Below are 26,509 nucleotides of genomic sequence, written 5' to 3'. Positions count from 1 at the left end.
CTATGGGACCACTTCGTACGGGTCGACCCATATGCCGGGGGACCCGTACGAAGACGTCCCGTGCCCGACCACGGCGACGTCGGGGTGGGGGCCTAGGGTGGGCGCAGACGCACAGGGGGAGGACCGTATGGCTCGACGGACGAACGGCAGCGCGGCAGGCAACGGTGGCACCAACGGCACCAACGGCACCAACGGCACCAACGGCGCCAACGGCGCCAACGGCAGCCGTGGCACCGGCAACGGCGGCGCGGCCGGCGATCGCGACGCGGCCGGCAACGGCGGCACCACCGGCAACGACGGCGCGACCGGCAACGGGGTCGCCACCGCCGCCGGCGACACGGTAGGCGGGGCCGCGGCGCCCGTCGACGCCTCGCTCTGGGAGTGGCTGCCGCAGGCGGCGCACGAGGTCGAGGTGGGGCTGCGGGGGCTGCTCTCCGAGGCGTCGATCAACGCCCATGACGTGACGGCGCGCGCCAAGCGCTACGAGTCCTTCGTCGAGAAGTGCCGCCAGAAGGGCTACACGGAGCCGCTGCGGCAGGTGACGGACACGGTCGCGGTGCGGCTGATCATGTACTCGGCGACGGACCGCGAGCGGGCGTCGGAGCTGGTCAGGGAGCAGTTCGAGCTCGCGGAGGATCTGGACACGAGCGAGCGGGACACGGTCTCGCCCTCGCGTCGCGGCTACGACTCGACGCACCTCGTGGCGATCGCGGAGCGGGAGGACGCCGAGCATCCGGTCGCGCCGCGCGGGTCGAGCCTCGACCGCTACTTCCGCACCTTCGGCGGGCTCGAGATCCAGATCCGCACGGTCGCCGCACACGCCTGGGCGGAGTTCGAGCACGCCCGCCGCTACAAGGGCGAGGGCTACAGGGCCGTCGGCGATCTGGACCGGCTCACTATCGACCAGCTCTTCGGGGCGGCGGCGGATGCCCGGCACGCGCTGGACGAGATCTTCGTGGCGATCGACCGGGTGCTCGCGAACCCCGCCGGATCCGCCGAGGCGGATCATGCCGATGCCGCGGAGGACGGTGCGGAGGAGGAGACGACGGCGCCGGAGGTCGAGCTGCTCGACGTCGAGGCGCTCACCGCGTACCTCGCGCACCGCTTCCCCGAGGACTCCGAGGGCTCGGAGCGGGGCGTCGCCTTCGCGCTCGAGCTCGTGCAGGCCTGCGGGCTGCGCACGGTGCGGGGCCTGGACGCGGAGCTCTCCGCGATCGACAGCGCGGAGGTGCGCCGGCTCATGGACACGTCGACGACGGTCACGCGCGTGCGCCGCCTGGACGACGAGCTGCTCGCGGTGCTCGGCGAGGAGTACATCGAGCGCACGGCGAGCATCGGCAACGGATCGCGACGCGGTGACCAGCTGCGATGGCGGTACGACCGTCTGCGCGGCAAGGTCACGGTGCGCCGTCGGACGGTCACGTACCAGCTCTTCGGGGCCGACGTCCCCGCCGACCTCACGGGCCGCGCGATCCCCGCGGTGCGGGCGGTGCGGGAGGTCGCCCGGATCGTCGCCACGGTCGAAGGCTCCGCGCAGGTGGTGCGGGACGGGGCGATCAGCCGCCTCGAGGACCTCCCGCTCGAGGCCCGCGCGCGCCCCGTACGCCTGGCGGACGGCACCACCCTCTGGGTCGCGACGGCACTGGGCCGACGGGCCGCGGAGCGCCTGCTCGAGGACCTCCTCGACGGCGCCGAGCGCACGGACGTGCGGGTGCTGCGCAACGGCGAGCCGCTCTCCACGGGCGGCTGAACGGCGGCAGGACGCCCGACGGCGACGGGTCTCGCCCGACGACGCCCCGATCGCCGTGAGGCCGACGTCGGACACGGCCGGTCGGCGCCATCGGAGCGTGGCAGGCTCGTCCCATGAGCCTCCCCGCCGACAGTCACGTGCACAGCGAGTTCTCCTGGGACACCGGCGGGCCGCGCTCCGCCGCCGCCGGGACGATGGAGGCGACCTGTGCACGCGCGGTGCGGATCGGCCTGCCGGCGCTGTTCTTCACCGAGCACCTCGACCTTGAGGACGCCTGGTTCAGCGACGAGGAGGACTTCGCCGAGCACGAGAAGCACCTGCTCGGGGCCGACGGGATCGTCGCCGTCCCGCGCTTCGACGTGGACGGCTACCTCGAGAGCGTGGAGCGCTGCCGGGCGATGTTCCCGGAGCTGCGGATCGGCACGGGTCTCGAGTTCGGCCAGCCGCACCTGCGTCTGGAGGCGGCGCGGCAGCAGCTGGACCTGGGCCTGTTCGATCGGATCATCGGCTCCCTGCACACGCTCGAGCACGAGGGCCGGCGGGCGGAGCCGAACACCCTGTTCCGCCGCCTGCCCCCGGAGGAGGTGCTGCGCCGCTACCTCGCGGAGGTGCCCGCGCTGGTCGCCGGGGACGAGCCCTTCGAGGTCGTCACCCACCTCGACTACGCGCTGCGCTACTGGCCCGAGGAGGAGCACGGCCCGGTGGACCCGCGCCGCTTCGAGGGGGAGATCCGGGCGGCGATGCGGGCGATCGCGGGCAGCGGCCGCGCGCTCGAGATGAACACGCGCCGCCTGTGGCCGTGGATGCCGCAGTGGTGGAGCGAGGAGGGCGGGCGCGCCGTGAGCGTCGGCAGCGACGCGCACGCGCCCGCGGCCCTCGCCCACGGCTTCCCGGTGGCGGCCGCGATGGTGGAGTCCGTCGGGTTCCGGCCCGGCAGGGACCCCCGGGAGCTGTGGCGCCGCTGAGCCCGAGGGCTCAGATGTCGAGCACGCGGCCCGTCTCGACGCCCTCGACGGCGCGCACATAGGTCGCGGCGACGTCGGCCGCGGGGACGGGCAGGAACCCGGGGAAGCTCGGGTGGTAGCCCTCCGCCTCGGCGAGCACGTTGGGGCTGACCGCGTTGATGCGTGCCCCGCCGGGGAGGGTCGCCGCGTGCGCGTGCACGAACCCCTCGATCGCACCGTTCGCGACGGAGGCCGCGGCGCCCGTGGGGACGGGGGAGTGGGAGAGGATCCCGCTGGTCAGCGTGAAGGAGCCGCGCTCGGCGAGCAGCGGGGCGCCGTGGACGACGAGCGCGATCTGCCCGAGCGCCTTGTCGAGCAGGCCGGCGCGGTAGTCCTCGACGGTGAGCTCCGAGGCGGGCTTGAAGGGGACCTTGCCGGTCGCGGCGACGACGGCGTGGAGGGGCCCGGCGGCGGTGACGCGGCGCAGGAGGTCCGCGACGGAGGCCTCGTCGGTCAGGTCGACCTGCTCGCCGGTGGAGCGGGAGGCGCGCACGACGTCGTGGCCGCGCTGCTCGAGGAGGTCGGCGACGGCGCCGCCGATCAGGCCGCTCGCGCCGACGACGAGGACTCGCTGGGTGGTCATGCGGGGGCTCCGTTCACTCGGGTGCGGCCCGGGAACGGACCGCGCCCCCAGCATGCACCGCCCGCCTGGGCACCGTGCCCGGGTTCAGCGGCCGAGCTCCGCTGCGAGGTCGTGGAGCAGCGCCGGCTGCCACCAGGCCCAGTCGTGGCCGCCGCTGTGCAGGTCGAGGGTGACCTCGGCGCCGCTGCCGTCGAGGGCGTCGGCGAGCGCGCGGGCGTCGGCGGCCATGGTCCCCTCGAAGCGTCCTGCGTGCAGCCGCAGCCGCAGCGGTGCGTGGCCGGCGGCCTCCCGCAGCGGGCCGACGAGCGCGCCGTCCGGGTAGCGCCACAGGGAGACGGACTGCGCGATCGCGACGCCGATCGTCCCGGGGGCGCGGGCGGAGGTGAACAGGGCGGTGAGGCCGCCGTAGCTGGCCCCGGTGATGATCGTGCGGGCAGGGTCGTCGGTCACGGCGAGGTGACGACCGTCGGGCGCGGTGAGGCCCGCGGCGCGGAGCCGCGGGACGAGCTGCTCGGGGATCCAGCGGGCCTGCCCGCCGGGTACGCCGAGCACGTCGCCACGATGCTCACCGGCGTCGACGAACACGGCGACCAGGGGCGGCAGGACGCCCGCCTCGACGCCGCGGCGCAGCCGCTCCGGGGTGCCCAGCTGCTCCACGTGCTCGGCGCCGTCGGTGACGACGAGCAGCGGCAGCGGCGCGGGGCCCGCCTCCTCCGGGGCCCACCAGCGCACGCGGGGCGCGTCGGGGCCGAGCGGCAGATCGTGCACCTCGGCGGGGGTCTCGGCGTCGTCGCGGCCGGCGCGGAAGAGGCCGTCGAAGGGGAGGGAGAGCACGGAGCGCTCGGCGCCGCCGCGGGCCGCGCCGTGGCGGTGCGCGCACAGGGCGTCGGGCAGCACGGGCGCGCCGGGAGCCTTGAGCCCCGCCTCCCACCAGGGCGGATCGCCGGGCCCGTCGTGCTCGACGAAGCCGTAGCTCGCGCGCCAGTCCGCGGGCGCCTCGAGCACGATCTCCCACCAGCCGTCCCCGGCGGGCACGAGGTCGAGGGCGTCGGCCGGCTGCGGCCGCCACCAGCCGGAGGCGTGGAGGGCGACGGCGCGGGCCCGGGGCGCCCGGTGCCGCAGGCGCAGCAGCACGCCGTCCGCGCCGCGGGAGAGGACCTCGGGGGCGCTGCCGGTCGCGGGGGCGGGCGGCAGGGTGCGCGGGTCGCGGCGGCGCACCGGCAGCGGGTCCTCCATCGCGGGCGGGTGCGGGAGCGGCTCCCAGCGGGCGGGGTCGAGTAGGTCGGTGAGCTGATCGGCGGGCACGGGTGCTCCTTCGCGGGCGGGACGGACGGGGACGGAGGGGTCGGTGACGGCAGGAGGCGGGAGGACTAGACGGGGACGATCAGCGGCCGCCCGGTGACGGGATGGGCGAGGACGGCGACCGGCTGCCCGTAGACCTCCGCGATCCGCTCCGCCGTGAGCACCTCCTCCGGGGTGCCGAGCGCGGCGAGGCGCCCGGCGTCGAACATGGCGACCCGGTCGCAGAAGCGGGCGGCGAGGGAGAGGTCGTGGAGCACCACGAGCACGCATCGGCCCTCCCGGGCGAGCCCGGCGGCGCGGCGCAGCACGCTCTCCTGGTGGCGGAGGTCCAGGGCCGCCGTCGGCTCGTCGAGCAGCACGATCGGCGCGTCCTGGGCGAGGGTGCGGGCGAGGACCGCGCGGGCGAGCTCCCCGCCGGAGAGGGTCGTGACGTCGCGACCGGCGAGATGCGCGACCTCGGCGTCCGCGAGGGCGGTCTCGACGATCGCGTCGTCCACCTCGGAGGCCTCGTGCGGGGCGCGGCCCATCTCCACGAGCTCCCGCACGGTGAAGGAGAACGCCTGCTGGTGCTGCTGCGTCATGACCGATCGCAGGCGGGCGAGCTGCCGCGGCGGCGCCTGGTGCGGGGTGAGGCCGCCCAGGGTGATCCGGCCGCGAGCCGGGGGCATGTCCCCGGCGAGCAGGCCCAGCATCGTCGACTTCCCGGCGCCGTTGGGGCCCACGAGGGCGAGCAGCTCGCCCCGGCGGGCGGTGAGGGTGACGCCGTCCAGGAGCCGCGACTCGCCGATCGAGAAGCCGACCCCCTCGACGACGACCGCGTCCCCGCTCATCCGTGCACCGCCCGGGAGCGCAGCACGAGCAGGAGGAAGAAGGGGGCGCCGATCGCGGCGGTGAACAGGCCGATGGGGACCTCCGCGGGCGGGGCGACGATCCTCGCGAGGGTGTCCGCGACGACGATCAGGAGCGCGCCGAGCACCGCGCTCACGGGCAGCAGGGCGCGGTGGCCGGGCCCGCACAGCAGCCGCACGATGTGCGGGACGACGAGACCGATGAACCCGATCGTCCCCGCGAAGGCGACGCTCGCCCCGGTGAGCACCGCGGTGATGACGATGACCAGGCGCCGGGTGGCGTTCACGTCGAGGCCCAGGTGGCGGGCCTGGCGCTCGCCGAGGGTGAGCAGGTCGAGCCGCCGGGACAGCAGCACGAGCACGACGATGCCGGCGAGCACGGGCCCGGTCGCGAGGGCGAGGCGGAGGCCGTCGATCGAGCCGAGGGATCCCATCTGCCAGAACACGACGGTCTCGAGCTCGTCGTCGTCGGCCGCGAAGGTGAGGAAGCCGGTGACGGCGGCGAAGGCGGAGCCGATCGCGATGCCGACGAGCAGCAGCCGCGAGGTGCCGCCGCCGGCGGCGGGGCGGGCCAGGAGGTAGATGAGCCCGGTCGCGAGGAAGCCGCCGGCCATGGCCGCCGCGGGCAGCGCCCAGGCGAGCAGGGCGGTGGTCAGCGGCGGCAGTAGCACGATCGCGGCGACCGCGCCGGTGGTGGCGCCGGCGCTCACGCCGATGATGCCGGGATCGGCGAGGGGGTTACGGAAGAGGCTCTGCAGGCTCGCCCCGGAGACGGCGAGCGCCGCCCCGGTGAGCACGCCGAACAGCACCCGCGGGAGCCGCAGCTGCATGACGACGGTGGTCTCGAGGGCGCCGCGGCCCGCGCCGATCCCGAGCAGCTCGTGGCCGAGCACGGCGAGCACCGTGCGCGGGTCCAGGCCGATGGGGCCGGTGCCGATCCCCACGACGACGGCGAGCAGGAGCGCCGCCCCGCCGACGGGCAGGGCGAGGGACGGGGGGATGCGGCGGGTCCGCTCGGTGCGGGCGCGGGTCACGCGGCGGCGAGCTCGGCGAGGGCCGTGGCGAGGGCGAGCGCCCCGGCGCCGACGGCGGTGCCGGAGACCTTGATCTGCTCGCTGGGCATGAGCAGGAAGTGCGAGGACTGCCCGGCGGGCGTCTGGGCGAGGGTGGGGAAGGCGGTGAGGAAGCCCTCGAGGCCGCCCCATTCCTCGAGGTCGCCGGTGCCGGTGACGACGACGTCCGGGGCGAGGTCCAGCAGGCCCTCGTCGCTGTACTCGACGGAGTAGCCGCGCAGGCCCGCCTCGACGCCGCAGTTCACGGCGCCGATCGCCTCGATGATGTCCGCTGCGGCGGTGCCGGTGCCGACCACGGCGTTCGCGCCGCCGGCGCCGGAGGAGGTCACGACGAGCACGCGGAGGGCGGCGACGGCGTCCCCGCTGGCCTCGGCGGCGCGGGCGAGCTGGTCCTCGACGGCGACCGCGAGCTCCTCGCCTGCGTCGGGGTCGCCGATGAGGGCGGCGACCGCGCGGATCTTGTCGGCGACGCTCTGCTGGTCGTCGATGACGGCGGCGGAGATCCCGGCCGCCCGGAACTGGGCGGCGACGTCCCCGTGGCGCTTGGTGTTGTTGCCGAGGAAGAAGGTGCCGTCGACGGCGAGCAGGCCCTCGGTGCCGGTGGACTGGCTGAACTCGAACTGCTCGGGAGCGGCGAGCGCCGCGGCCGCGACGGAGCCGGTGGGGGCGGCGTAGACGTCCTCCTGGAGGCCCATGGCGGCGAGCATGTCCGCCACGTCCTCGCCGCCCACGATGGTGCGGGACACGTCCTCGACGGTGACCTCGGTGCCCGTGCCGTCGGTGAGGGTGACGGGGAGCGCGGGGGTCGCGGTGGTGGTGGGGACGTCGGTGCCCTCGACCCAGGTCCAGCCCTCGGGGAGGTCCGACGGCGCTCCGCTCGCGGAGCCCGCGCCGCCCGTCCCCGCGCCGCCGGCGTCGGAGGCCCCGGCGGCCTCCGCGGCGACGTCGGCGGATCCGCCCCCGCAGGCGCTGAGCGCGAGCAGCGCTCCGGCGGCGGGGACGGTCGAGAGCAGGGTGCGGCGGGGCAGGTGCACGGCGGGGGCCTCCGAGGAGCGGTGGACGCAAAGGCAAGCTTCGCTTAATAGGTGAGGGTTACCTTACTCGGCTCCGCGGGCGGTCCTCCCCGCCGTCCATCCCTCGGCCCGCCCACGAGCAGCCCCGCCCTCAGGCCCCCGTGCGCATCCAGGCGTCGCCGCGCGTGCGCAGGCCCAGCGTGATCGCGCGCGCGATCATGTACAGCAGGTTCGTCGCGACCCACAGCAGCGCGGTGCCGAGTGGCCCGGCCGGGGCGACGACGCCCACGGCGATCGCGCCCGGCATCACCGCGGCCGCCGCGACGATCCCCGCCCGCGCGAGGTAGGGGGCGTCCCCGGCGCCCATGAGGATCCCGTCGAGCACGAACACGTAGCCGGCGATCGGCTGGGCGACCACGAGCACCCACAGCGCCGCCCGCAGGTTCTCCTGCACGAGCGGGTCCGGGCTGAACACCCCGGGCACGGCGTAGCTCGCCGCGAGCAGCACGAGCCCCACCACGACCCCGCCGCCCACGCCCCAGCGGGTCAGCCGGCGGGTCACCGCGTGCACGGTTCTCGTGTCCGCCGCGCCGAGGTAGCGGCCGGTGAGCGCCTGCCCCGCGATGGCGAGGGCATCCAGCGCGAGGGAGAGCAGCATGAACACGGTGGTCGCGAGCTGGTGGGCGGCGAGCTGCACGTCGCCCAGCCGCGCCGCGACGACGACCGTCACGATCGTCACCACGCGCAGGCTGAGGGTGCGCACGAGCATCGGCACCGACTCCCGGCCCGTGCTCATCACCCCGTGGAGGTCCGGCCGCAGGCTCACCCCCGCGCCGCGCGCGTAGCGGCGCACGGCCGCGAGCAGCACGAGCGCCATGAGCCACTGCGCGATGACGGTGCCGATCGCGCTGCCCGCGATCCCGAGCTGCAGGCCGAGGATCAGCAGCGCGTTCAGCGGCACGTTGAGGATCGCGCCGCTCACGGCGACGACGAGCGGCAGCCGGGCGTCCTGCATGCCCCGCACCAGGCCCGTCGTCGCCTGCACGGCGAGCATGGCCGGCAGGCCGAAGGCGGAGATCCGCAGGTAGATCACGGCCTGCGCGGTGACCTCGGGGCTCGCGCCGAACAGGGCCAGCAGCCATGGGCCGATCACGGCGAGCAGCATCGCGCACACCGTCCCGATGAGCAGCGCGAGCCAGGAGGCGTCCACCCCGCGGGAGATCGCCTCCCGTCGACGGCCCGCCCCGATCGCGCGGGCCACCGCGGCCGTCGTCGAGTAGGCGAGGAAGATCGACAGCCCCACGACCGTCATGAGCACCGTCGAGGCGATGCCGAGGCCGGCGAGCGCCGTCGTCGAGACCCGGGCGACGAACGCGGAGTCCGCCATGACGAACAGCGGCTCGGCGACGAGCGCGCCGAGGCTCGGCACGGCCAGGCGCAGGATGTCGCGGTCCACCGCGCGGCGCGCGGCACGGGGATCACCCGGCGAAGGGGTGGGGGACGGGGAAGCGGGGGAGGAGGGGGAGGAGGGTGGCGCCACCCGTCCATTGTGGCGGCTCCCCGGAACGTCACAGCGGATCGTGACCGAACCCCTACCGACGTCGGATACGGCGGCGCATCGGGCTGTGGAACAGTACCTGCGGGGGCCTCCGGAGCCGTGACCCCCGGTCGCGGCCGTGCGGTCGCGTCGCCGCCGTCGGCCGCAGCCCCAGGGAGCGCCATGCATCGTCTCGCCCATCTCAGCCTGAACAACCGGGCCTTCATCGCGCTCGTGTGCATCGCCGTCTCGATCGTCGGTGTGTTCGCCATGTCGACGATGCGCCAGGAGCTCATCCCCTCGGTCTCGCTGCCGCAGATCCAGATCGTCACGACCTCCCAGGGCTCGACCTCGGAGCAGATCGAGGAGCGGATCTCCTCCCCGATCGAGCAGGCCGTGAGCGGCATCGAGAACGTCGAGTCGACCTCCTCGACCTCGCAGGCGAACACGTCGATGGTCACCCTCGAGCTCACCTACGGCACGGACGTCTCCCGCTCCGCGAACCAGGTCGACGCCGCGCTCACCCGCATCGAGGACCAGCTGCCCGACGGCACGGACCCGCAGGTCATCGCCGGCGGCTCCGGTGACATCCCCGCCGTGGTCCTCTCCGTCTCCTCGGACCTCGACCCCTCCGAGCTCGCCGACCGCCTCGACTCCCAGGTCGTCAAGGAGCTCGAGCGCGTGGACGGCGTCTCCTCCGTCGCCGTGATCGGCGCCCCCGAGGAGATCGTGCGCATCACCCCGGACGAGGACGAGCTCACCGCCAAGGGCCTCACCGACAACGACATCAAGACCGCCCTGGACGACAGCGGCCTCTCCGCCCCCGGCGGCACCGTCACCGACTCCGACCGCAGCCTCGACGTGGTGCTCGGCAAGTCCATGAGCTCCCTGAAGGACCTCGAGTCCATGGTGCTCATGCCGGCGGACTCCTCCGACACGACCTCGCAGACGCCCGGCCAGACCCCCGAGGTCACGACCCTCGGCGACGTCGCGAAGGTCGAGCGCACCACGCAGGACGCCACCTCGATCTCCCGCACCGACGGCCGCGAGTCGCTCGTCCTCATGGTCACCGCGACCGCCGACGGCAACGTCGTCGACGTCTCCCGGGGCGTCGAGGACACGATGGCGGATCTGCTCCCCGGCGTGGGCGGCAGCGCGAAGAGCGACGTCGTCTTCGACCAGGCGCCGTTCATCCAGGAGTCGATCGTCGCGCTCGCCGAGGAGGGCGCGCTGGGCCTGCTCATGGCCATCGGCGTGATCCTGCTGTTCCTGCGCCGCGTGCGGCCGACGGTCGTCACCGCGATCTCGATCCCGACGTCGCTGCTCATCGCGTTCATCGGCATGCTGGTCTCCGGCTACACGCTGAACATGCTGACCCTCGCGGCGCTCACGATCTCCATCGGCCGCGTCGTCGACGACTCGATCGTCGTCATCGAGAACATCACCCGCCACCTCTCCTACGGCAAGCCGCGACGCCGCGCGATCCTCGACGGCGTGCGGGAGGTCGCGGGCGCGGTGACCGCATCGACGCTCGCCACGGTCGTCGTCTACCTGCCGATCGCGCTCGTCGCCGGCATGGCCGGGGAGCTGTTCCGGCCCTTCGCGCTGACCGTCGCGATCGCGATGCTCTCCTCGCTGCTGGTGTCGCTGACGATCGTCCCGGTGCTCGCCTACTGGTTCCTGCGGGCGCCCAAGGCGGCCGCCGCCATCACCGACCCCGACGACCCCGCCCAGCAGGCGAAGGTCCGCGAGGACGCCGAGGCGAAGGAGGAGAAGGGCTGGCTGCACCGCCTCTACGCCCCGATCCTCCACCTCACCCTCGACTCGCTGCCGCGGCGCCTGGGCACGGTCGCCGTCGCGATCCTCGTGCTGATCGGCTCCGGCTTCCTCGTCCCGCTGATGACGGTCAACTTCCTCGGCGACACGGGGCAGAACATCGCCTCGATCACCCAGACCCTCCCCGCCGGCACGAGCCTCGAGCAGTCCTCGGACAAGGCCACGGACGCCGAGAAGGCGCTCATGGACGTCGACGGCGTCGAGACCGTGCAGACCACCATCGGCGGGGGCGGCGCGCAGGCCGGCCTCGGCGGCGGCGCGGGCGGCGAGAACACGATCAGCTACTCGATCACCACGGCGACCGACGTCGAGGACCAGCAGGCCCTCACCGAGAAGCTCGTGGACACGCTGAAGGACCTGCCCGATGCGGGCGAGGTCGAGTCCTCCGACGTCGGCTCCGCGACCGGCTCCTCCACCGTGGACATCGAGATCACCGGCCCCACCGCCGAGGACCGCAAGAAGGCGAACGACGCGATCCTCGCCGAGCTCGACCCGCTGCCCTCCGGCGTCACCGACGTCTCGAGCGACCTCGAGGGCGACGAGCCCACCGCGGTCGTCACCGTGGACCGCACGGCCGCCGCGGAGAGGGGCCTCACCGAGAACGCCGTGATCGGCATGGTCGCCGCGCAGCTCTACCCGGGCTCGATCGGCACCATCGCCCTGGACGACTCCGACCTCGACATCTACGTCGAGCAGGGGGAGAAGGTCGACACCCTCACCCAGCTGAAGGACCTCGAGCTCGCCCCGGGCCTGCCGCTCACGGACGTCGCCGAGGTCTCCGAGCAGGACTCCCGCCCGTCGATCTCCACCAAGGACGGCGTGGAGACCGTGACGATCTCCCTGACCCCCGCCGGGGACGACGTCGGCACCGTCTCCGAGGCCGCGAACGCCGCGATCGACAAGGCGGACCTGCCCGAGGGCACGGAGGCCACCCTGGGCGGCACCTCCGCGGACATCAACGAGACCTTCGGGCAGCTGGGCCTCGCCATGGCCGCCGCGATCCTGCTCGTGTACGTGCTGCTGGTGTGGATCTTCAAGTCCCTCATCCAGCCGCTCGTGCTGCTCGTCTCGATCCCCTTCGCCGCGGTGGGCGCGTTCGGCCTGCTCGTCATCACGGGCGTGCCGCTGGGCCTGCCCTCGATGATCGGCCTGCTCATGCTCGTGGGCATCGTCGTCACCAACGCGATCGTGCTCATCGACCTCGTCAACCAGTACCGGCGTGACGGCATGGCGCTGGACGAGGCGCTGCACCTGGGCGCCTCGAAGCGACTGCGGCCGATCCTCATGACCGCCGCCGCGACGATCTTCGCGCTCATCCCGATGGGCCTGGGCCTCACCGGCAACGGCGGCTTCATCGCCCAGCCGCTCGCGGTGGTCGTGATCGGCGGCCTCGTCTCCTCGACCCTGCTGACCCTGGTCATCGTCCCCGTGCTCTACCGCATGGTGGAGGGCCCGGGGGAGCGTCGCCGCCTGCGCCGCGAGGCCCGGGAGACGGAGCAGCGGGCGCAGCGCGACGCGGCCGACGCCGAGCGCCGGGAGCGTCACCGCAGCGAGAGCGCGACGACGGGCGAGGACGTCGCCGCGGCGCCGCCCGCCCCGACCCCCGCCTCGACCGGCACGGCCTCGAGCGGCACCGCCTCGACGGGCAGGGTTCCGACCGGCACGGCCTCGACCGGCACTGCTGCGACAGGGATCGGCTCGACCGGGTCCGCCGCAGCGGGATCCGCCCCTGCGGCGGGTGCTGCCCATGGCCGACGGGCGGCGACGCCCGCGACGGGCACGCCGGCCGTCGGGCGCCCGTCGGCCCCGGTCTCCGGTGCCGAGCGCGGCCGACGCGCGAGCCTCAAGGAGCGCGGCGGCATCGTCGGCATCCTCCGGCGCCGCTTCCGCCGCTGAGCCGGGATCCCCTGCGGCGCCGCTGAGCCGGGCGCCGCTCCGGGAGCGAGCGAAAGAATGGGCACCTCAGGGAGCATGTCCTGCGCGACATGCTCTCTGAGGTGCCCATCGTCCGTGCCGTGCCGTGCCGTGCCTAGCCGTGCCGGGCCGTGCTGGGGGCTACCCCGCGTCGCGCCGCTCCGCACCCCGCACCGCACCCGGGAACCCCGCCGGGTCAGTCCTCGAGGGCGCGCCCCCGCTGCTCGGGCAGCGTGAAGGCCGCGAGCGCCGCGACGCCGAAGGCCGCCGCGAACACCGCGAAGGCGAGCACCGTGCTCCCCGCGACCACGAGCACCGGGACCAGGAAGGGCGCCACGAGCGAGGCGATCCGGCCGAACCCGGCGGCGGCGCCCGTCCCCGTGCCGCGCACCGCGGTGGGGTAGAGCTCCGGGCCGATCGCGTACAGCGCGCCCCAGGCGCCCAGGTTGAAGAAGCTCAGCAGGCAGCCCGCGACGATGATCGCCGTCTCGGAGCCGGCCGAGCCGTAGGCGACCGCCGCGATCGCGGAGCCCGCGAGGAAGATCGTCAGCGTCCAGCGCCGGCCCAGGCGCTCGATGAGCCAGGCGGAGACCGCATAGCCGGGGATCTGCGCGAGCGTGATGATCAGCGTGAACGTGAAGGACTTCGTGAGGTCGAAGCCGCGCTACACCAGCAGCGTCGGGATCCAGATGAAGGCGCCGTAGTAGGAGAGGTTGATGCAGAACCACACCGTCCACAGCGCGGCGGTGCGCCCGCGAAGGCCGCGGCTCCAGATGCTCTCGTGCGGCGGGGCGGGGGCCTCCGCGCCGGCGCTCCAGGTGTCCTCCGCGGTGGGGTGGTCGGCGTCGGTGAACCCGGCGGACTCCTCGAACTGCCGCACCACCTGCTCCGCCTCCGCATGCCGGCCGCGGCTCTCGAGGAAGCGGACCGACTCGGGCATGCCCACGCGGATCACGAGCGAGTAGAGCGCCGGGACCATGCCGATCGCGAGCGCCCAGCGCCAGCCGGAGGGGCCGTTCGCCGCGACGAGCGTGCCGATGAGCGCGGCGAGGATCCAGCCGATCGCCCAGAACGCCTCGAGCCACACGATGACGCGGCCGCGGATCCGGCGGGGCGCGAACTCGGAGACGAGGGTCGAGGCGACCGGCAGCTCCGCGCCGAGGCCCAGGCCCACCACGAAGCGCAGGGCGATGAGCACGGCGAGGCCGCCCGCGAGGGCGGAGGCGCCGGTCGCGAGGCCGTAGACCAGGAGGGTGAGCGCGAAGACGCTGCGCCGGCCGATCCTGTCCGCGAGCAGCCCGCCGACGGTCGCGCCGATCGCCATGCCCGCGAAGCCCGCGGAGGCGATGAGCGACCCGTCGGCCTTGTCGATGCCCCAGTGCACGGTGAGCGCGGCGATGACGAAGGACACGAGGCCGACGTCCATCGCGTCGAGCGCCCAGCCGATGCCCGACGCGCCGAGCAGGCGCCCGTGGCGGCGGGTGAAGGGAAGGCGGTCGAGGCGCTCGGCCCGGGTGAGGGGCGCGGCGCTCGAGGCGGCGGAGGTCGGGGACATCATCGGCTCCGGAGGAGGGGAGGGGTGAGGACGGGGAAGGACGAGCGCCATGATCCCGCATCACCGCGCCCCGCGCGCACCCCGGCCACCGTGAGGCGGCGGGGGCGGCTCAGCCGACGGGCGGGGAGAGGAGATCGACCTCCGCCTCGCCGCGCAGCACGGCGAGGGCGCGCTCGGCGCGGGCGGCACCCCACGGGGAGAGCAGGTGCGCCTCGGACTCCTCGACGAGGCGCCAGTCGTCGAGCTCCGCCTCCTGGGGGACGATCCGCGCCTCGAGCTCCGCGGCGGGCATCATCCCGGCGTCGAACACGAAGTGCACGCCCATCGGGGCGCCCGCGGCGGCGCGCGAGGGCACCCAGTTCAGGGCGAGCAGGCGGCCGATCTCGACGTCGAGGCCCAGCTCCTCCTGCACCTCGCGGCGGGCGCAGCCGCGCGGGTCCTCGCCCGGGTCGACGCCGCCGCCGGGCAGCAGCCAGTGGTCGCGGTAGTTCGGCTTCTCGATGACGAAGCGTCCGCGCTCGTCGCGCAGGATCACCGCGGCGGAGGTGATGACCTTGGGCAGGGTCGCGAAGTAGGCGGGATCGGGCAGCAGTCGCGGCATGCGCCCATCGTGTCACCCGGGCGGGGAGTTCTCCGTGCGGTCCGCAGGGCCGCGATCGCGCACGGGCCCGGGGAGGCCGGGTGGCGCGGGGGCGAGGCGAAGCCGCGTGCCCGGCGCGGCCTGGGCGAGCAGGTCCAGCCCGGCCAGGGTGACCACGCCGATGACGGGGTAGCCGCCGGTCGTGGGATGGTCCGGCCCGAACACGACGGGCAGCCCGGAGGGCGGGACCTGCACGGCACCCGGGAGCATCGCCTCGCTGGGCAGGGTCGCGGCTCCCTCGGGGACGGGCAGCGGGGGCCCGTCCAGGCGCACGCCCACCCGGTCCGAGTCGCTGCGCACCGTCCAGGTCGTGGTGCGGAGCGCCCTCACGGCGGCCTCGCCGAGCAGCACGTCCCGGGGGCCGAGGACGACGGGCACCTCGAGCGGCGGGCGGGGTGCCGGGGCTGGGTCGGCAGCAGGGTCGTCGCTGTCGCTGTCGCTGTCGATGTCGCTGTCGACGTCGACGTCGTGCTCGGTCCCGGATACGGGGCCGACGGCGGAGTCGGCGTCGGGCCCGGCGACGGGTCCCGGGCCGAGCGCCGGCACGGCGTCGAGGCCGTGCTCGGGGCCGATCCCCAGCTGATCGCCCGCGCCGAGCGGCGCCGGTCCGAGCCCGGAGAGCGTGTCCCGGGAGAGCGAGCCGAGCTCAGGCCGCTGCTCACCGCCGCCGTCCGCGTCGCGACCTTGCGCGCCGTCGTCCTGCCCGATGCCCCCGGCGCCGAGCACCCCCGTGATCCCGCCGCGCACGGCGAGCACGATCCGCAGGCCCGAGGCGGCAGGACCGATCGTGAGCTCGTCCCCGGCGTCCAGGGCGAGAGCCCGGCCGGTGGACGCGTAGGCCGGGACCTCGCGGTCCTCCTCGTCCGGGTCGCCGCGCAGGATCGTCACCGGTGCCGGCGCGCCCGCGAGGGCGATCACGAGCGGGGCGGACGCCCGCAGCCGCAGCGGCCCCAGCAGCCCTTCGAGCGCCGCGGCGTGCGGAGGGTTGCCGACGGCGAGGTTCGCGCTGACGAGCGCTCCCCGGTCGAAGACCCCGGAGCTGCTCACGCCGATCGAGGCGCGGCCGGGTCGTCCTGCGTCCTCGACGAGCAGCAGCGGCCCGGGCGCGAGCACCTCGAGCGACCGGCCGGCCGCGACCGGACGCACACCGGTTCGGCCCGCAGAACTCCCGCGCACGGCCTCCCGGCCGGTCACCTTCCGGTTCCCGGGGTCGCCCGCCTCCGGTCTCCGCGGAGCGGCGCGGAGAGCGGCGAGGCGCTCGCGGGCGGCGGCCGCCTCCCGCCGGGCGAGCTCGAGCGCGGAGGCGGCCCCGCTCGTCGCCGCCGCACCCACCGGGGTGCCGGCGAGGCCGCGGGGGCGCGCTCCGGCCGGCGCCGCCGTCGGACCTGCCGCCGATCCCGCGAGGGCCCGCTCGCGCCGGGCCCGGAAGCGCACGCGCGTGCCCGGTGCGAGCAGGGCGGGCGGTGTGCGCTCGGGGTCGAAGAGCGTCACGTCGGTGCGGCCCACGAGCTGCCAGCCGCCGGGGGAGGCGCGCGGGTAGACGCCGCAGTAGCCGGCCGCGAGCGCGACCGAGCCGGGCGGGACGGCCGTGCGCGGGGAGGAGCGGCGCGGCACCTGCCAGCGCGGGCCGTCGCCCTCCGCCTCCGGCACGAGGTAGGAGAAGCCGGGCGCGAAGCCGCCGAAGGCCGCCGTCCACACGGTCCCCGTGTGCGCCGTGACCAGGGCGGAGACCTCGAGTCCCAGCAGCGCGGCGGTCTCGGCGAGGTCCTCCCCGTCGTAGACCACGGGGATCTCGACCTCCTGCGCGGCGGCGTCCTCGGGCGGGGCGGGAGGGAGGTGCTCGAGGAGCGCCGCGAGGGTGAGGGCGTCGGCGCCGCTCGTGCCGCGCAGCAGCAGGGTGCGCTCGGCGGGCACGAGGTCCGTGAGCGCGGCGGGGGCGAGGGCGCGCACCGCGCTCGCGGCCCCGAGCACGGCGGCGGTGTCCGGGTAGACGGCGAGCACGGCCGCCTCCCCGGCGGGGCGGAGATCCTGCGGCGGCGGGAGGTGCTCCCCGGGGCTCACAGCGCCGCCCGGATCGTCATGCCCTCCGCCTCGAGCCGCTCGCGCACCGCGCGGGCCAGGGCCACCGCGCCGGGGGTGTCCCCGTGCAGGCAGAGGGTGCGCACGGGCAGGTCGATCACGGTGCCGTCCGTCGTGCGCACCTGCCCGTCGCGCGCGAGCGAGAGCGCCTGGGCGGTGACCTCCTCCGCGGTGGTGAGCACGGCGCCCGCCTCGCGGCGCGGGGTGAGCGTGCCCGCCGGGGTGTAGGTGCGGTCCGCGAAGCCCTCGAGCAGCACGGGCAGGCCGGCGCGCTCGGCGAGGGCGGCGACCACGGACCCGGGGGCGGCGAGCAGCGCCGGCTCCCCGCCGAGCTCCTGCAGCGCCGTGACCACCGCCGCGGCCTGCGCCTCGTGGTGGGCGATCGCGTTGTAGAGCGCGCCGTGGGGCTTCACGCCGCGCACACGGGTGCCGGTGGCCGCGGCGAGCGCCTGCAGGGCGCCGGTCTGCGCGAGGATCTGGTCGGTGAGCTCCGCGGGGGCGATGTCGAGGAAGCGCCGGCCGAAGCCCTGCAGGTCCGGGTAGGCCACGTGGGCGGTGACGGCGACGTCCCGGGCGGCCGCCGCCCTCAGCGCGGCGCGCATGGTCGTGGGGTCCCCGGCGTGGCCGCCGCAGGCGACGTTCGCGGTGGTGACGACGTCGAGCAGCGCCTCGTCGTCGCCGAGGCGCCAGTCGCCGTAGCCCTCGCCGAGGTCCGCGTTCAGGTCGATCGTGCTCACGCTCGGGTCTCCTCGGTGCTGCGTCGGGGGAGGTGATCGGTGTCGGGGGCGGGCAGGCCGGCGACGTCGGCCCCGAGCCGCTCCGCCCAGGTGCCGAGCACGTCCTCGATCCGGCCGTGCAGGCGCACCGTCGCGAGCCCGTCCCCGCGGGTGGGGCCGTCGTTGAGGATGACGATCCCCTGGCCGGCGCGGTGCGCGGCGCGCACGAACCGCAGCCCGGACTGCACGGTGAGGCTCGAGCCGAGCACCAGCAGGGACCGCGCGGCGGCGAGCGCCGCGAAGGCCGCCTGCACGGTCTCGGGGCGGGCCGCCTCGCCGAAGAACACGACGTCGGGCTTGAGGATCCCGCCGCACAGCGGGCACGGCGGGTAGCGGAAGCTGCTCGTGCGGTCCACCTCGGCGTCGCCGTCGGGCGCCTGCGCGGCATCCGCCGCGAGCTCCTCGATCCGGGCGGCGAGCTCGGGGTTCATCGCGAGCATCCGGGAGTGGAGCGCGGAGCGGGAGCTCAGCGTGCCGCAGCTGAGGCAGCGCACCCGGTCGAGGCGTCCGTGCAGGTCGATGACGGGGTCGGAGCCGGCGCGGCCGTGCAGGCCGTCCACGTTCTGGGTGATGACCGCGCTCTGCGGCAGCGGGCCGGCGCCGAGCCGCGCGAGCAGCAGGTGGCCGCGGTTGGGGCGGGCCCGGCCGAACTGCGTCCAGCCGACGGTGGAGCGCGCCCAGTAGCGGCGCCGCGAGAGGTCCGAGCCGGCGAACTCCTGGAAGGTCATGGGGGAGCGGGGCACGGCGTGACGGCCGCGGTAGTCCGGCAGGCCGGAGGCGGTGGACATGCCCGCCCCGGTGAGCACCGCGACCGGGCCCTCGCGCAGCAGGTCGAGCGCCGCCCCGAGCTCGTCGGGCCCGCTGGTGCGGCCGTACTCGGCGCTGTCCACGGGGCCCCAGGCGGGCGTGCGCGGCAGCGACCGGGCGGGCGCCGGCGCCGCCGCGGTGGAGAACCAGCGGCCGACGTCCGCCGCGGGCCCGGCACGGTGGCCGTCGGCGGGGATGCTCATCCCTCCAGCGTAGGCGGGCCGTCCGTGCGGCGGCGCGATCGCAGGCGCTGGGTGAGCAGGCCCAGCAGCGCGAGGATCCCGATGCCGGCCACGATCGAGGAGTAGATCCGCACGAACGCCTCGAGGGTCTCCCCGCCCGCCGCGCCGAAGAGGAAGCCGGCGACGACGAAGACGGCGTTCCAGATCCCCGAGCCGAGCCCCGTGGCCAGGGCGAACAGCGCCACGGGCATGCGCTCGATGCCGGCGGGGAGCGAGATGAAGGTGCGCACCATGGGCACGAAGCGGGCGAGGGCGACGGCGGGGAAGCCGTGGCGGTCGAAGAACCGCACCGCCATGTCGACGTCCTTGTCCTCGAGCAGCGGGAGGCGCCGCACGAGCCGCCGCGTCCGCTCGAGGCCCAGGGAGCGGCCCACGGCGTACACGCCGAGCCCGCCGAGGACGGAGCCGGCGGTGGTCCACGCGATCGGCACGAGCACGTGCTGGCCGTCGGCCGCGGCGCTCACCCCGGCGAAGGGGAGCAGCACCTCGCCGGGGACCGGCGGGAAGAGGGCCTCGGCGGCGATCACGAGCGCGATCCCGGGACCGCCCAGGAGCTCCATGAGGTGGATGGCGAATCCGGCGATGTCCATGGCTCCCCCTCCGCGCTCGCCCGCTCGGCCCGTGCCGGGCCCCGCCCGGGCCGTGCGCGGCGAGGCTAGCGCCCGCGCATGGCGAGGGGGTGAACGGGCGGCGTCCGCCGCGGAGGTCACGACCCGGCGTCGATCCGGCGCCGGGTCGTGGACAGCATTGACATCCACGTCGGTTAGCGCTTTCCTATGTGTGCCGCACCACAGCGAGGCGGCGACGAGCTCCTGCAGCCCGGCGACGGAGGCGGGGGAGTGCAGCGGGCCGGGACCGTAGTCGACGGTCCCGGACCAGCTGCGGCCCGGTGCGGAGAAGGCCATCTCAGAAGCCCTGCGCGAGGCGGTGGTAGACCTGGTTGGTGCGAAGCTCCTGGGCGAAGGAGCGCACCGTGGTGGTCTCGTCGATGATCGCGAGCTCGAGGTCGCCGATGGTCGCGAGGTCCTCCCAGATCTCGAGGTCCACCGCGGAGCTCATGACCGTGTGATGGGCGGCGCCGGCCGTCAGCCAGCACTCGGCGGAGGTCGCGAAGTCCGGGGAGGGCTCCCACACCGCGCAGGCCACGGGCAGGTTCGGGAGCTCCTCGTCGGGCTCGACGACCTCCACGACGTTCGCGACCAGGCGGAACCGCTCGCGCATGTCGGACAGCGCGACGACGACCGCGGGGCCGGGGTCGGCGGAGAACGTCAGGCGCACCGGGTCCTCGCGGTCCCCGATCCCGAGCGGGTGGATCTCGAGCGAGGGGCGGGCGGTGGTGAGGGAGGGGGAGACCTCGAGCATGTGCGCGCCCAGGATCTTCTCCTTCCCGGGGGTGAGCTCGTAGGTGTAGTCCTCCATGAGGGAGGCGCCGCCGGGCAGGCCATGGCCCATGACGGCGGCGACCCGCACGAGGATCGCCGTCTTCCAGTCGCCCTCCGCGCCGAAGCCGTAGCCGTCGGCCATGAGGCGCTGCACGGCGAGGCCGGGCAGCTGGCGCAGCCCGCCGAGGTCCTCGAAGTTCGTGGTGAACGCGCCGAAGCCGCCCTCCTCGAGGAAGCGGCGCAGGCCCAGCTCCTGGCGGGCGCCGTAGCGCAGCGACTCGTGGCGCACGCCGCCGGCACGCAGCTCGGGGACGACGTCGTAGAGCTCCTCGTACTCGGCGACGAGAGCGTCGACCGCGGAGTCCTCGATCGCGTCGACCACGGCGACGAGGTCGTTGACGCCCCAGGTGTTCACGGAGACGCCGAGCCGCAGCTCCGCCTCGGTCTTGTCGCCCTCGGTGACGGCGACGCCCCGCATGTTGTCGCCGAAGCGCGCGAGCCGCAGGGAGTGCATCTCCGCCCAGCCGGTCGCGGCGCGGGCCCAGCGGCCCACCTTCGCCTGCACGCCCGCGTCGCTCGCGTGGCCGACGACGGTCCTGCGGTCCACACCGAGCCGCGTGGCGATGTACCCGAACTCGCGGTCGCCGTGGGCGGCCTGGTTGAGGTTCATGAAGTCCATGTCGATCGTGCCCCAGGGCAGGGCGACGTTCGCCTGGGTGTGCAGGTGCAGCAGCGGGGTGCGCAGGGCGTCGAGGCCCTGGATCCACATCTTGGCGGGGGAGAAGGTGTGCATCCAGGTGATGACGCCGACGCAGGCCGGGTCCGCGTTCGCGGCCAGCGCGACCTCGCGGATCGCGTCGCGGTCGGTGAGGACGGGCTTCCAGACGACCGTCACGGGGATGTCGGAGGCGGCGTCGAGGGTCTCGGCGATCGTGCGGGACTGCTCGGCGACCTGGTCGAGGGTCTCGGGGCCGTACAGCCCCTGGCTGCCGGTGAGGAACCAGATCTCGCGGGTCTCGAAGGGGTTCTGCATGGTGCTCAGGCCTCCTGGGGCTGGTCGTCGGCGGGGGTCGCGGCGCTCTGGCCGTAGACGTTCTGGTAGCGGTCGAAGAGGGAGTCGACGAGCTCCGGGGGGATCGGCAGCGGCTCGCCGAGCTGGCGGGAGATGTGCACGGTGCGGGCGACCTCCTCGCACATGACGGCGGCCTTGACCGCGTCGCGGGCGTCGGAGCCGATCGTGAAGGGGCCGTGGTTCTGCATGAGCACGGCGCGGGAGCGGGAGCCGCGGAGGGTCTCGACGATGCCGCGGCCGATCGAGTCGTCGCCGATCACGGCGAAGGGGCCGACGGGGATCGGGCCGCCGAACTCGTCGCCCATCATCGTGAGCACGCAGGGGATCTCCTCGCCGCGCGCCGCCCAGGCGGTCGCGTAGGTGGAGTGCGTGTGGACGACCCCGCCCACGTGGTCGAGGTGCTCGTAGACGTAGGCGTGGGCGGCGGTGTCCGAGGAGGGCGAGAGGGAGTCGGGCGTGCCGTCCTGGATCTTCGCGCCGTCGAGGGTGCACACGACCATGGACTCCGGGGTGAGGTCGTCGTAGGAGACGCCGGAGGGCTTGATGACGAACAGGCCCGGGAGATCGGCGGGGAGGCCGGGCACGCGCTCGGAGACGTTGCCGGCGGTCCAGACGACGAGCCCGTTGCGGGGCAGCTCGGCGTGGAGGGCGGCGACACGCTCACGGGTGGCGGCGACGGCCTCGCGCACGGGCGCGGGGAGGTCGGCGAGGACGAGGGGCACAGGGCTCTCCTTCAACGTTGTAGCAGGAAGTGTGGGGGATCCGACGGGCGCGCGGGGCGCCCGTCGGGGGAGGGGAGGTTCAGCCGAGCGTCTCGCCGGCGAGCCGCTCGACGGGCAGCGCGGCGGTGTACGCCTCGAGCCAGCGGGCGTAGCCGGCCACGCCCTCGGGGGTGGGCTCGAGCACGCTCTGGTCCGCGCCGGTGAAGACCTCCTGGTCCAGGAAGTCCGCGAGGGAGAGGTCCCCGTCGCCGTGCCGGCGGCGGCGGGCATAGGCGGCGAGCAGGGCCATGCCCCAGGCGCCGCCCTCGCCGGCGGAGGCGCCGACCGCGACGGGGGTGTCGATCGCGTCAGCCAGGACCTGCTGGGCCACGCCCGCGGTGCGGAAGATGCCGCCGTGGGCATGCATGACGTCGAGCTGCACGCCCTCGTCCACGAGCAGGGCGCGCATGCCCACCGCGAGCGCCCCGAAGGCGCCGTGCAGCTGGGCCCGCATGAGGTTCTCGAGCGTGAAGCGGGCGGACTGCTCGCGCACGAGCAGCGGGCGGCCCGAGGGCACGCCGGTCTGGTGCTCGCCGGAGAGGTAGTTGTAGCTCAGCACGCCGCCCGCGTCGGCCTCGCCCTCGGCGCCGGCGCGGAACAGCGTGGAGTAGAGCTCCTCCGCGGGGATCGGGGAGCCGGAGAGCTCCGCGAACCGCGCGAAGATCCCGAGCCAGGCGTCGAGGTCGCCCGTGCAGTTGTTCGTGTGGATCATCGCGACCGGGTCCCCGGCGGGTGTGGTGACCAGGTCGATCTCTTCGCGGGGACCGGAGAGCGGCCGCTCGAGCACGACCATCGCGAAGGCGCTCGTGCCGGCGCTGACGTTGCCGGTGCGCGGGCCCACCGCGTTCGTGGCGACCATGCCGGTGCCGGCGTCCCCCTCGGGTGGGGCGGCGACGGCGCCGGGGCGCAGGGTGCCGCTCGGGTCGAGCAGCCGCGCGCCCTCCTCGGTGAGCTCGCCCGCGTCCTGCCCGGCGACGAGCACCTCGGGGAGGAGGTCCGTCAGCGACCAGGGGCGGTCGCGGAAGGCCTCGAGGCCGCCCGCGCGCTCGAGCAGCTCGGCGTCGTAGTCGGTGCCGTCCGCGGCGATCGGGAACATGCCGGAGGCGTCGCCCACGCCGAGCACGTGCCGGCCTGTGAGGCGGCGGTGCACCCAGCCGGCGAGGGTCGTGATCGCGCCCAGGCGGTCCACGTGCTCCTCGCCGCCGCGCGCGGCGTGCAGCAGGTGGGACACGCTCCAGCGCAGCGGGATGTTCAGCCCGAGCGTCGAGGAGAGCTCAGCGGCGGCGTCCTCGGTGTAGGTGTTGCGCCAGGTGCGGAAGGGGACGAGCTGCTCGTCCTCGGCGTCGAGCGCGAGGTAGCCGTGCATCATGCCGGAGATGCCGATCGAGGCGAGCGCGGTGATCTCCGCGCCGTGGCGCTCGCGCACCTGTGCGGCGAGATCGGCGTAGCAGGCCTGCAGGCCGGCCTCGGCGTCCTCGAGGGCGTAGGTCCAGTTGTCCTCCGCGAGGGTGTTCTCCCAGGCGTGGGAGCCGGTCGCGAGGACGGCGCCCGCGTCGTCGACGAGGGCGGCCTTGATGCGGGTCGACCCGAGCTCGATGCCGAGGTGCGCGCGGCCCTCGGTGAGGGAGGCGGCCTGCGCGGCGGCGTCCTCCGCGGTACGGTCGTCAGGGGTCACGGCATCGTGAGTCATGGGGGCATCCCATCACCTCGGCAGAGTGGATGTCAACGTTCACATCCGGTCGGGCGACGGCCGCTCGGTGGCCGCTCAGGTCACGCTCAGTGCGTGCGCTCGGGCCGCGTCGACCGCCGCACCACGAGCCGCGGGAGCAGCGGGGACGGGCATGCGCCCTCGCCGTCGGCTTCGCCCATGAGCCCCAGCAGATGCCCCAGCGCCACCCGCCCCACCTCGGCGAACGGCTGCGAGACGGTCGTCAGCGGCGGGATCAGGAACTCGGCCCCCAGGGTGTTGTCGAAGCCCACCACCGCCACGTCCTCGGGGATCCGCAGGCCGTGCTCGTGCAGCGCGCGGATCACGCCGATCGCCATCATGTCGTTCGCCGCGAAGATCGCCTCGGGACGCGAGGAGCGCAGCAGCCGCGTCGTGAGCTCGTAGCCGGAGCGCGGCGTCCAGTCCGCGGAGCGCACCACCTCGCCGTCCATCGCCTGCCGCTCGAGCGCCTCCTCGAAGCCGGTGCGGCGCGCGCGGGCGTCGAACCAGCCCTCAGGGCCGGCGAGGTGGACCGCCGATCGCGCCCCCGTGCGCCGCAGGTGCTCGACGATCTCGCGCGCGCCGTGCGCCTGGTCGATGCCCACCACGTCCACGCCGGCCTCGTGCGGGGACTGGGCGGAGATCGCGACGACGGGCACGCTGCCGGAGACCGCGGCGACCGCGGGCGCCATGCCGTCGTGCGCGGCGATGACGAGGATGCCGTCCGCCCCGGAGCCGATCAGCGCGGCGCCGATCTCCTGGGCGTCCGCCGTCTCCGGTGGCATCGAGGTGAGCATGACCGCGTAGCCCGCCTCGCGGGCCGCGGTCTCCACCGCGGTCGTGGTCTCCGCCGGGCCGAACAGCGAGGAGCCGTCGGTGAGCACGCCGATCAGGGAGGAGCGGGAGGTCTTGAGCGCGCGGGCGGCCCGGTTGCGGGTGTAGCCGAGCTCCGTGATCGCTGCGAGCACCCGGTCGCGGGTGTCCGGCCGGACGATCGCGGGCTCGTTGAGGACGCGCGAGACGGTCTGGTACGAGACTCCGGCGCGCGCGGCGACGTCACCCATCGAAGGGCGGCGCGTGGTGCTGCTCATGGCTCCCACTCCTGACTCGTACGGTGCTCGGGAATCGTGTTCCGACCAGCATGGATCCACCGGTCCGTCCCGACCTGCCGGGGGCGGCCCGCGGTGGGAGTCGTTGCCGATTCGTGACCCGTCGTGCGGGGGATGTGCGACACGTGCCTGGATGTGAACGTTAGCATTCGAGCGGTCCCCGCCACCGTCGGCGGAGCGCCGTGACGGCGCACGGACCATCTGACGGGCCCGGCACGGGCCCAGGCTCCACCGACGCCCCCGGGCGCCGCCCGGCACGGTCGCCGCGCGGCACCGCGAGGAGCACCGGAGGGGCATGACCTGCTCACGGCAGCAGACGGCGAATCAACGAGGAGAAGCCATGTACAACCGCAGAGACTTCCTGGTGGGGGCGACGGCCGCGGCGGCCGTCCTGGGACTGGCCGCGTGCGGCGGCAGCGGAGCCGGATCCGGCGGCCCGGACACCGATGCCGCCCCGAGCGACCAGACCGTGGGCGTCGCGATGCCCACCCAGACCTACGAGCGCTGGGTCGCCGACGGCAACAACATCAAGAAGGGCCTCGAGGAGAAGGGGTTCACCGTCGACATGCAGTACGCCGACGACGACATCCCCACCCAGCAGCAGCAGATCGACCAGATGGTGAACAAGGGTGTGAGCGCCCTGCTCATCGCCTCGATCGACGGCGCCTCGCTGTCCTCCCAGCTCGACGCCGCGGCCGCGGCCGGGATCCCGGTCATCGCCTACGACCGCCTGCTCACCGACAGCGAGAACGTCGACTTCTACGTCACCTTCGACAACTACAAGGTGGGCGTGAACCAGGCCAACGCGCTGCTGTTCGGCCTGGGGCTGCTCGACGAGAAGTTCGAGAAGGCCGCCGACGCCCCGAAGGGCCCGCTCAACGTCGAGCTCTTCGCCGGCTCCCTCGACGACAACAACGCCCACCTGTTCTGGAAGGGCGCGATCGACACCCTCCAGCCCTACTTCGACGACAAGACCCTCGCCGTCCCCTCAGGGCAGATGGACATCGAGCAGGCCGCCACCCAGCGCTGGGAGCAGGAGACCGCCCAGAAGCGCATGGAGAACCTGCTGACCACGCACTACAACGGCGGCGAGGAGCTGGCCGGCGTGCTCGCCCCCGCCGATCCGCTCTCCCGAGGCATCATCAACGCCCTGCAGAACGCGGGCCTCGGCCCCACCCTCGAGGAGGGCCTGCCCGTCGTCACCGGCCAGGACGCGGAGATCGCCTCGATCAAGCTCATCGCCGACGGCGTGCAGTCCTCGACGATCTTCAAGGACACCCGCCAGCTCGCCGAGCAGGCCATCGTCGCCGCGGAGTCCATCCTCAAGGGCGAGGACCCCGAGGCCAACGACACCGAGACCTACGACAACGGCGTGAAGGTCGTGCCCTCGTACCTGCTCGAGGTCCAGATGGTGCTCGAGAGCAACTACAAGGAGATCCTCGTCGACTCCGGCTACTACACCGAGGAGCAGGTGAGCTCCGGCCAGCTCTGAGCCGCAGCACCGCGATATCCGACGGG

19 protein-coding genes and 1 pseudogene are annotated in these 26,509 nt (G+C 74.7%); 4 read left to right on the top strand and 16 right to left on the bottom strand.

Annotation, left to right across the window (positions count from 1 at the left end):
- Positions 1-127 precede the first annotated feature (127 nt).
- Both ACYVAP_RS03685 and ACYVAP_RS03680 read left to right on the top strand, forming a co-directional pair.
- A complete protein-coding gene (locus ACYVAP_RS03685) occupies positions 128-1,750 on the top strand; it encodes a GTP pyrophosphokinase (RefSeq protein ID WP_498859583.1) in 1,623 nt (540 codons plus the stop codon).
- 113 nt (positions 1,751-1,863) lie between these two features.
- On the top strand, positions 1,864-2,715 hold the full coding sequence (locus ACYVAP_RS03680; RefSeq protein ID WP_498859582.1) for a PHP domain-containing protein: 852 nt from the start codon (positions 1,864-1,866) through the stop codon (positions 2,713-2,715).
- A gap of 10 nt (positions 2,716-2,725) precedes the next feature.
- Here ACYVAP_RS03680 and ACYVAP_RS03675 read toward each other — a convergent pair whose 3' ends face one another.
- From ACYVAP_RS03675 to ACYVAP_RS03650, 6 genes are all read right to left on the bottom strand, one after another.
- Entirely contained in the window at positions 2,726-3,337 is a 612-nt protein-coding gene (locus ACYVAP_RS03675) for an NAD(P)-dependent oxidoreductase (protein ID WP_498859581.1), read from the bottom strand.
- Between the two features lie 84 nt (positions 3,338-3,421).
- Positions 3,422-4,642, bottom strand: coding sequence for an alpha/beta hydrolase (locus ACYVAP_RS03670; protein ID WP_498859580.1), 1,221 nt, complete (start codon positions 4,640-4,642; stop codon positions 3,422-3,424).
- Positions 4,643-4,707: 65 nt separating this feature from the next.
- Complete coding sequence (locus tag ACYVAP_RS03665) at positions 4,708-5,469, bottom strand: ABC transporter ATP-binding protein (protein ID WP_498859579.1); 762 nt, start codon at positions 5,467-5,469, stop codon at positions 4,708-4,710.
- The gene (locus tag ACYVAP_RS03660; protein WP_498859578.1) at positions 5,466-6,521 is read right to left on the bottom strand and encodes a FecCD family ABC transporter permease; all 1,056 of its coding nucleotides are present in this window, start codon (positions 6,519-6,521) and stop codon (positions 5,466-5,468) included. The genes ACYVAP_RS03665 and ACYVAP_RS03660 overlap by 4 nt, the downstream gene beginning before the upstream one ends.
- Positions 6,518-7,594 (bottom strand): ABC transporter substrate-binding protein, encoded by a 1,077-nt coding sequence (locus tag ACYVAP_RS03655; RefSeq protein ID WP_498859577.1) that lies wholly within the window; start codon positions 7,592-7,594, stop codon positions 6,518-6,520. The genes ACYVAP_RS03660 and ACYVAP_RS03655 overlap by 4 nt, the downstream gene beginning before the upstream one ends.
- A gap of 130 nt (positions 7,595-7,724) precedes the next feature.
- On the bottom strand, positions 7,725-9,113 hold the full coding sequence (locus tag ACYVAP_RS03650; RefSeq protein WP_498859576.1) for an MATE family efflux transporter: 1,389 nt from the start codon (positions 9,111-9,113) through the stop codon (positions 7,725-7,727).
- 180 nt (positions 9,114-9,293) lie between these two features.
- Between ACYVAP_RS03650 and ACYVAP_RS03645 the strand changes: the two genes are divergently transcribed.
- Complete coding sequence (locus ACYVAP_RS03645; RefSeq protein ID WP_498859575.1) at positions 9,294-12,842, top strand: efflux RND transporter permease subunit; 3,549 nt, start codon at positions 9,294-9,296, stop codon at positions 12,840-12,842.
- 214 nt (positions 12,843-13,056) lie between these two features.
- Here ACYVAP_RS03645 and ACYVAP_RS03640 read toward each other — a convergent pair.
- From ACYVAP_RS03640 to ACYVAP_RS03595, 10 genes and pseudogenes are all read right to left on the bottom strand, one after another.
- Positions 13,057-14,418 (bottom strand): annotated as a pseudogene (locus ACYVAP_RS03640) (MFS transporter).
- A gap of 106 nt (positions 14,419-14,524) precedes the next feature.
- Positions 14,525-15,016, bottom strand: a complete 492-nt coding sequence (locus ACYVAP_RS03635) for an NUDIX hydrolase (RefSeq protein WP_498859574.1) — start codon at positions 15,014-15,016, stop codon at positions 14,525-14,527.
- Between the two features lie 12 nt (positions 15,017-15,028).
- Positions 15,029-17,116, bottom strand: a complete 2,088-nt coding sequence (locus tag ACYVAP_RS03630) for a 5-oxoprolinase subunit B/C family protein (RefSeq protein ID WP_498859573.1) — start codon at positions 17,114-17,116, stop codon at positions 15,029-15,031.
- Complete coding sequence (locus ACYVAP_RS03625; protein WP_498859572.1) at positions 17,113-17,871, bottom strand: LamB/YcsF family protein; 759 nt, start codon at positions 17,869-17,871, stop codon at positions 17,113-17,115. The genes ACYVAP_RS03630 and ACYVAP_RS03625 overlap by 4 nt, the downstream gene beginning before the upstream one ends.
- Positions 17,868-18,920: a Sir2 family NAD-dependent protein deacetylase gene (locus ACYVAP_RS03620; protein ID WP_264451714.1), complete on the bottom strand. Its 1,053-nt coding sequence runs from the start codon at positions 18,918-18,920 to the stop codon at positions 17,868-17,870. Before ACYVAP_RS03620 ends, ACYVAP_RS03625 begins: the two co-directional genes overlap by 4 nt.
- The gene (locus ACYVAP_RS03615; protein WP_498859571.1) at positions 18,917-19,864 is read right to left on the bottom strand and encodes a DedA family protein; all 948 of its coding nucleotides are present in this window, start codon (positions 19,862-19,864) and stop codon (positions 18,917-18,919) included. Before ACYVAP_RS03615 ends, ACYVAP_RS03620 begins: the two co-directional genes overlap by 4 nt.
- A gap of 1 nt (position 19,865) precedes the next feature.
- Complete coding sequence (gene araA, locus ACYVAP_RS03610) at positions 19,866-21,374, bottom strand: L-arabinose isomerase (protein WP_498859570.1); 1,509 nt, start codon at positions 21,372-21,374, stop codon at positions 19,866-19,868.
- Positions 21,375-21,379: 5 nt separating this feature from the next.
- Positions 21,380-22,135: an L-ribulose-5-phosphate 4-epimerase gene (locus ACYVAP_RS03605; RefSeq protein ID WP_498859569.1), complete on the bottom strand. Its 756-nt coding sequence runs from the start codon at positions 22,133-22,135 to the stop codon at positions 21,380-21,382.
- Between the two features lie 79 nt (positions 22,136-22,214).
- Positions 22,215-23,864 carry a xylulokinase gene (locus ACYVAP_RS03600; RefSeq protein WP_498859568.1) on the bottom strand — a complete coding sequence of 550 codons (1,650 nt, stop codon included), beginning with the start codon at positions 23,862-23,864 and terminating at the stop codon, positions 22,215-22,217.
- Positions 23,865-23,950: 86 nt separating this feature from the next.
- The gene (locus tag ACYVAP_RS03595; protein ID WP_264449538.1) at positions 23,951-24,973 is read right to left on the bottom strand and encodes a LacI family DNA-binding transcriptional regulator; all 1,023 of its coding nucleotides are present in this window, start codon (positions 24,971-24,973) and stop codon (positions 23,951-23,953) included.
- Positions 24,974-25,331: 358 nt separating this feature from the next.
- Between ACYVAP_RS03595 and chvE the strand changes: the two genes are divergently transcribed.
- Positions 25,332-26,483, top strand: a complete 1,152-nt coding sequence (gene chvE, locus ACYVAP_RS03590) for a type 1 periplasmic-binding domain-containing protein (RefSeq protein ID WP_498859567.1) — start codon at positions 25,332-25,334, stop codon at positions 26,481-26,483.
- Positions 26,484-26,509: the final 26 nt, after the last annotated feature.

It is taken from the genome of Brachybacterium horti (assembly GCF_054777615.1).
The sequence above is the reverse complement of the archived record's forward strand: the minus strand, read 5'-3'. Positions and strand labels throughout refer to the sequence as shown.

Excerpts from the sequence above, each read along its gene's own strand:
- ACYVAP_RS03675 (WP_498859581.1), bottom strand. The coding sequence starts at position 3,337 with ATGACCACCCAGCGAGTCCTCGTCGTCGGCGCGAGCGGCCTGATCGGC.
- ACYVAP_RS03665 (WP_498859579.1), bottom strand. The coding sequence starts at position 5,469 with ATGAGCGGGGACGCGGTCGTCGTCGAGGGGGTCGGCTTCTCGATCGGC.
- ACYVAP_RS03615 (WP_498859571.1), bottom strand. The coding sequence starts at position 19,864 with ATGGCCTTCTCCGCACCGGGCCGCAGCTGGTCCGGGACCGTCGACTAC.
- chvE (WP_498859567.1), top strand. The coding sequence starts at position 25,332 with ATGTACAACCGCAGAGACTTCCTGGTGGGGGCGACGGCCGCGGCGGCC.
- ACYVAP_RS03595 (WP_264449538.1), bottom strand. The coding sequence starts at position 24,973 with ATGAGCAGCACCACGCGCCGCCCTTCGATGGGTGACGTCGCCGCGCGC.
- ACYVAP_RS03645 (WP_498859575.1), top strand. The coding sequence starts at position 9,294 with ATGCATCGTCTCGCCCATCTCAGCCTGAACAACCGGGCCTTCATCGCG.
- ACYVAP_RS03680 (WP_498859582.1), top strand. The coding sequence starts at position 1,864 with ATGAGCCTCCCCGCCGACAGTCACGTGCACAGCGAGTTCTCCTGGGAC.
- araA (WP_498859570.1), bottom strand. The coding sequence starts at position 21,374 with ATGCAGAACCCCTTCGAGACCCGCGAGATCTGGTTCCTCACCGGCAGC.
- ACYVAP_RS03600 (WP_498859568.1), bottom strand. The coding sequence starts at position 23,864 with ATGACTCACGATGCCGTGACCCCTGACGACCGTACCGCGGAGGACGCC.
- ACYVAP_RS03635 (WP_498859574.1), bottom strand. The coding sequence starts at position 15,016 with ATGCCGCGACTGCTGCCCGATCCCGCCTACTTCGCGACCCTGCCCAAG.
- ACYVAP_RS03685 (WP_498859583.1), top strand. The coding sequence starts at position 128 with ATGGCTCGACGGACGAACGGCAGCGCGGCAGGCAACGGTGGCACCAAC.
- ACYVAP_RS03620 (WP_264451714.1), bottom strand. The coding sequence starts at position 18,920 with ATGAGCATCCCCGCCGACGGCCACCGTGCCGGGCCCGCGGCGGACGTC.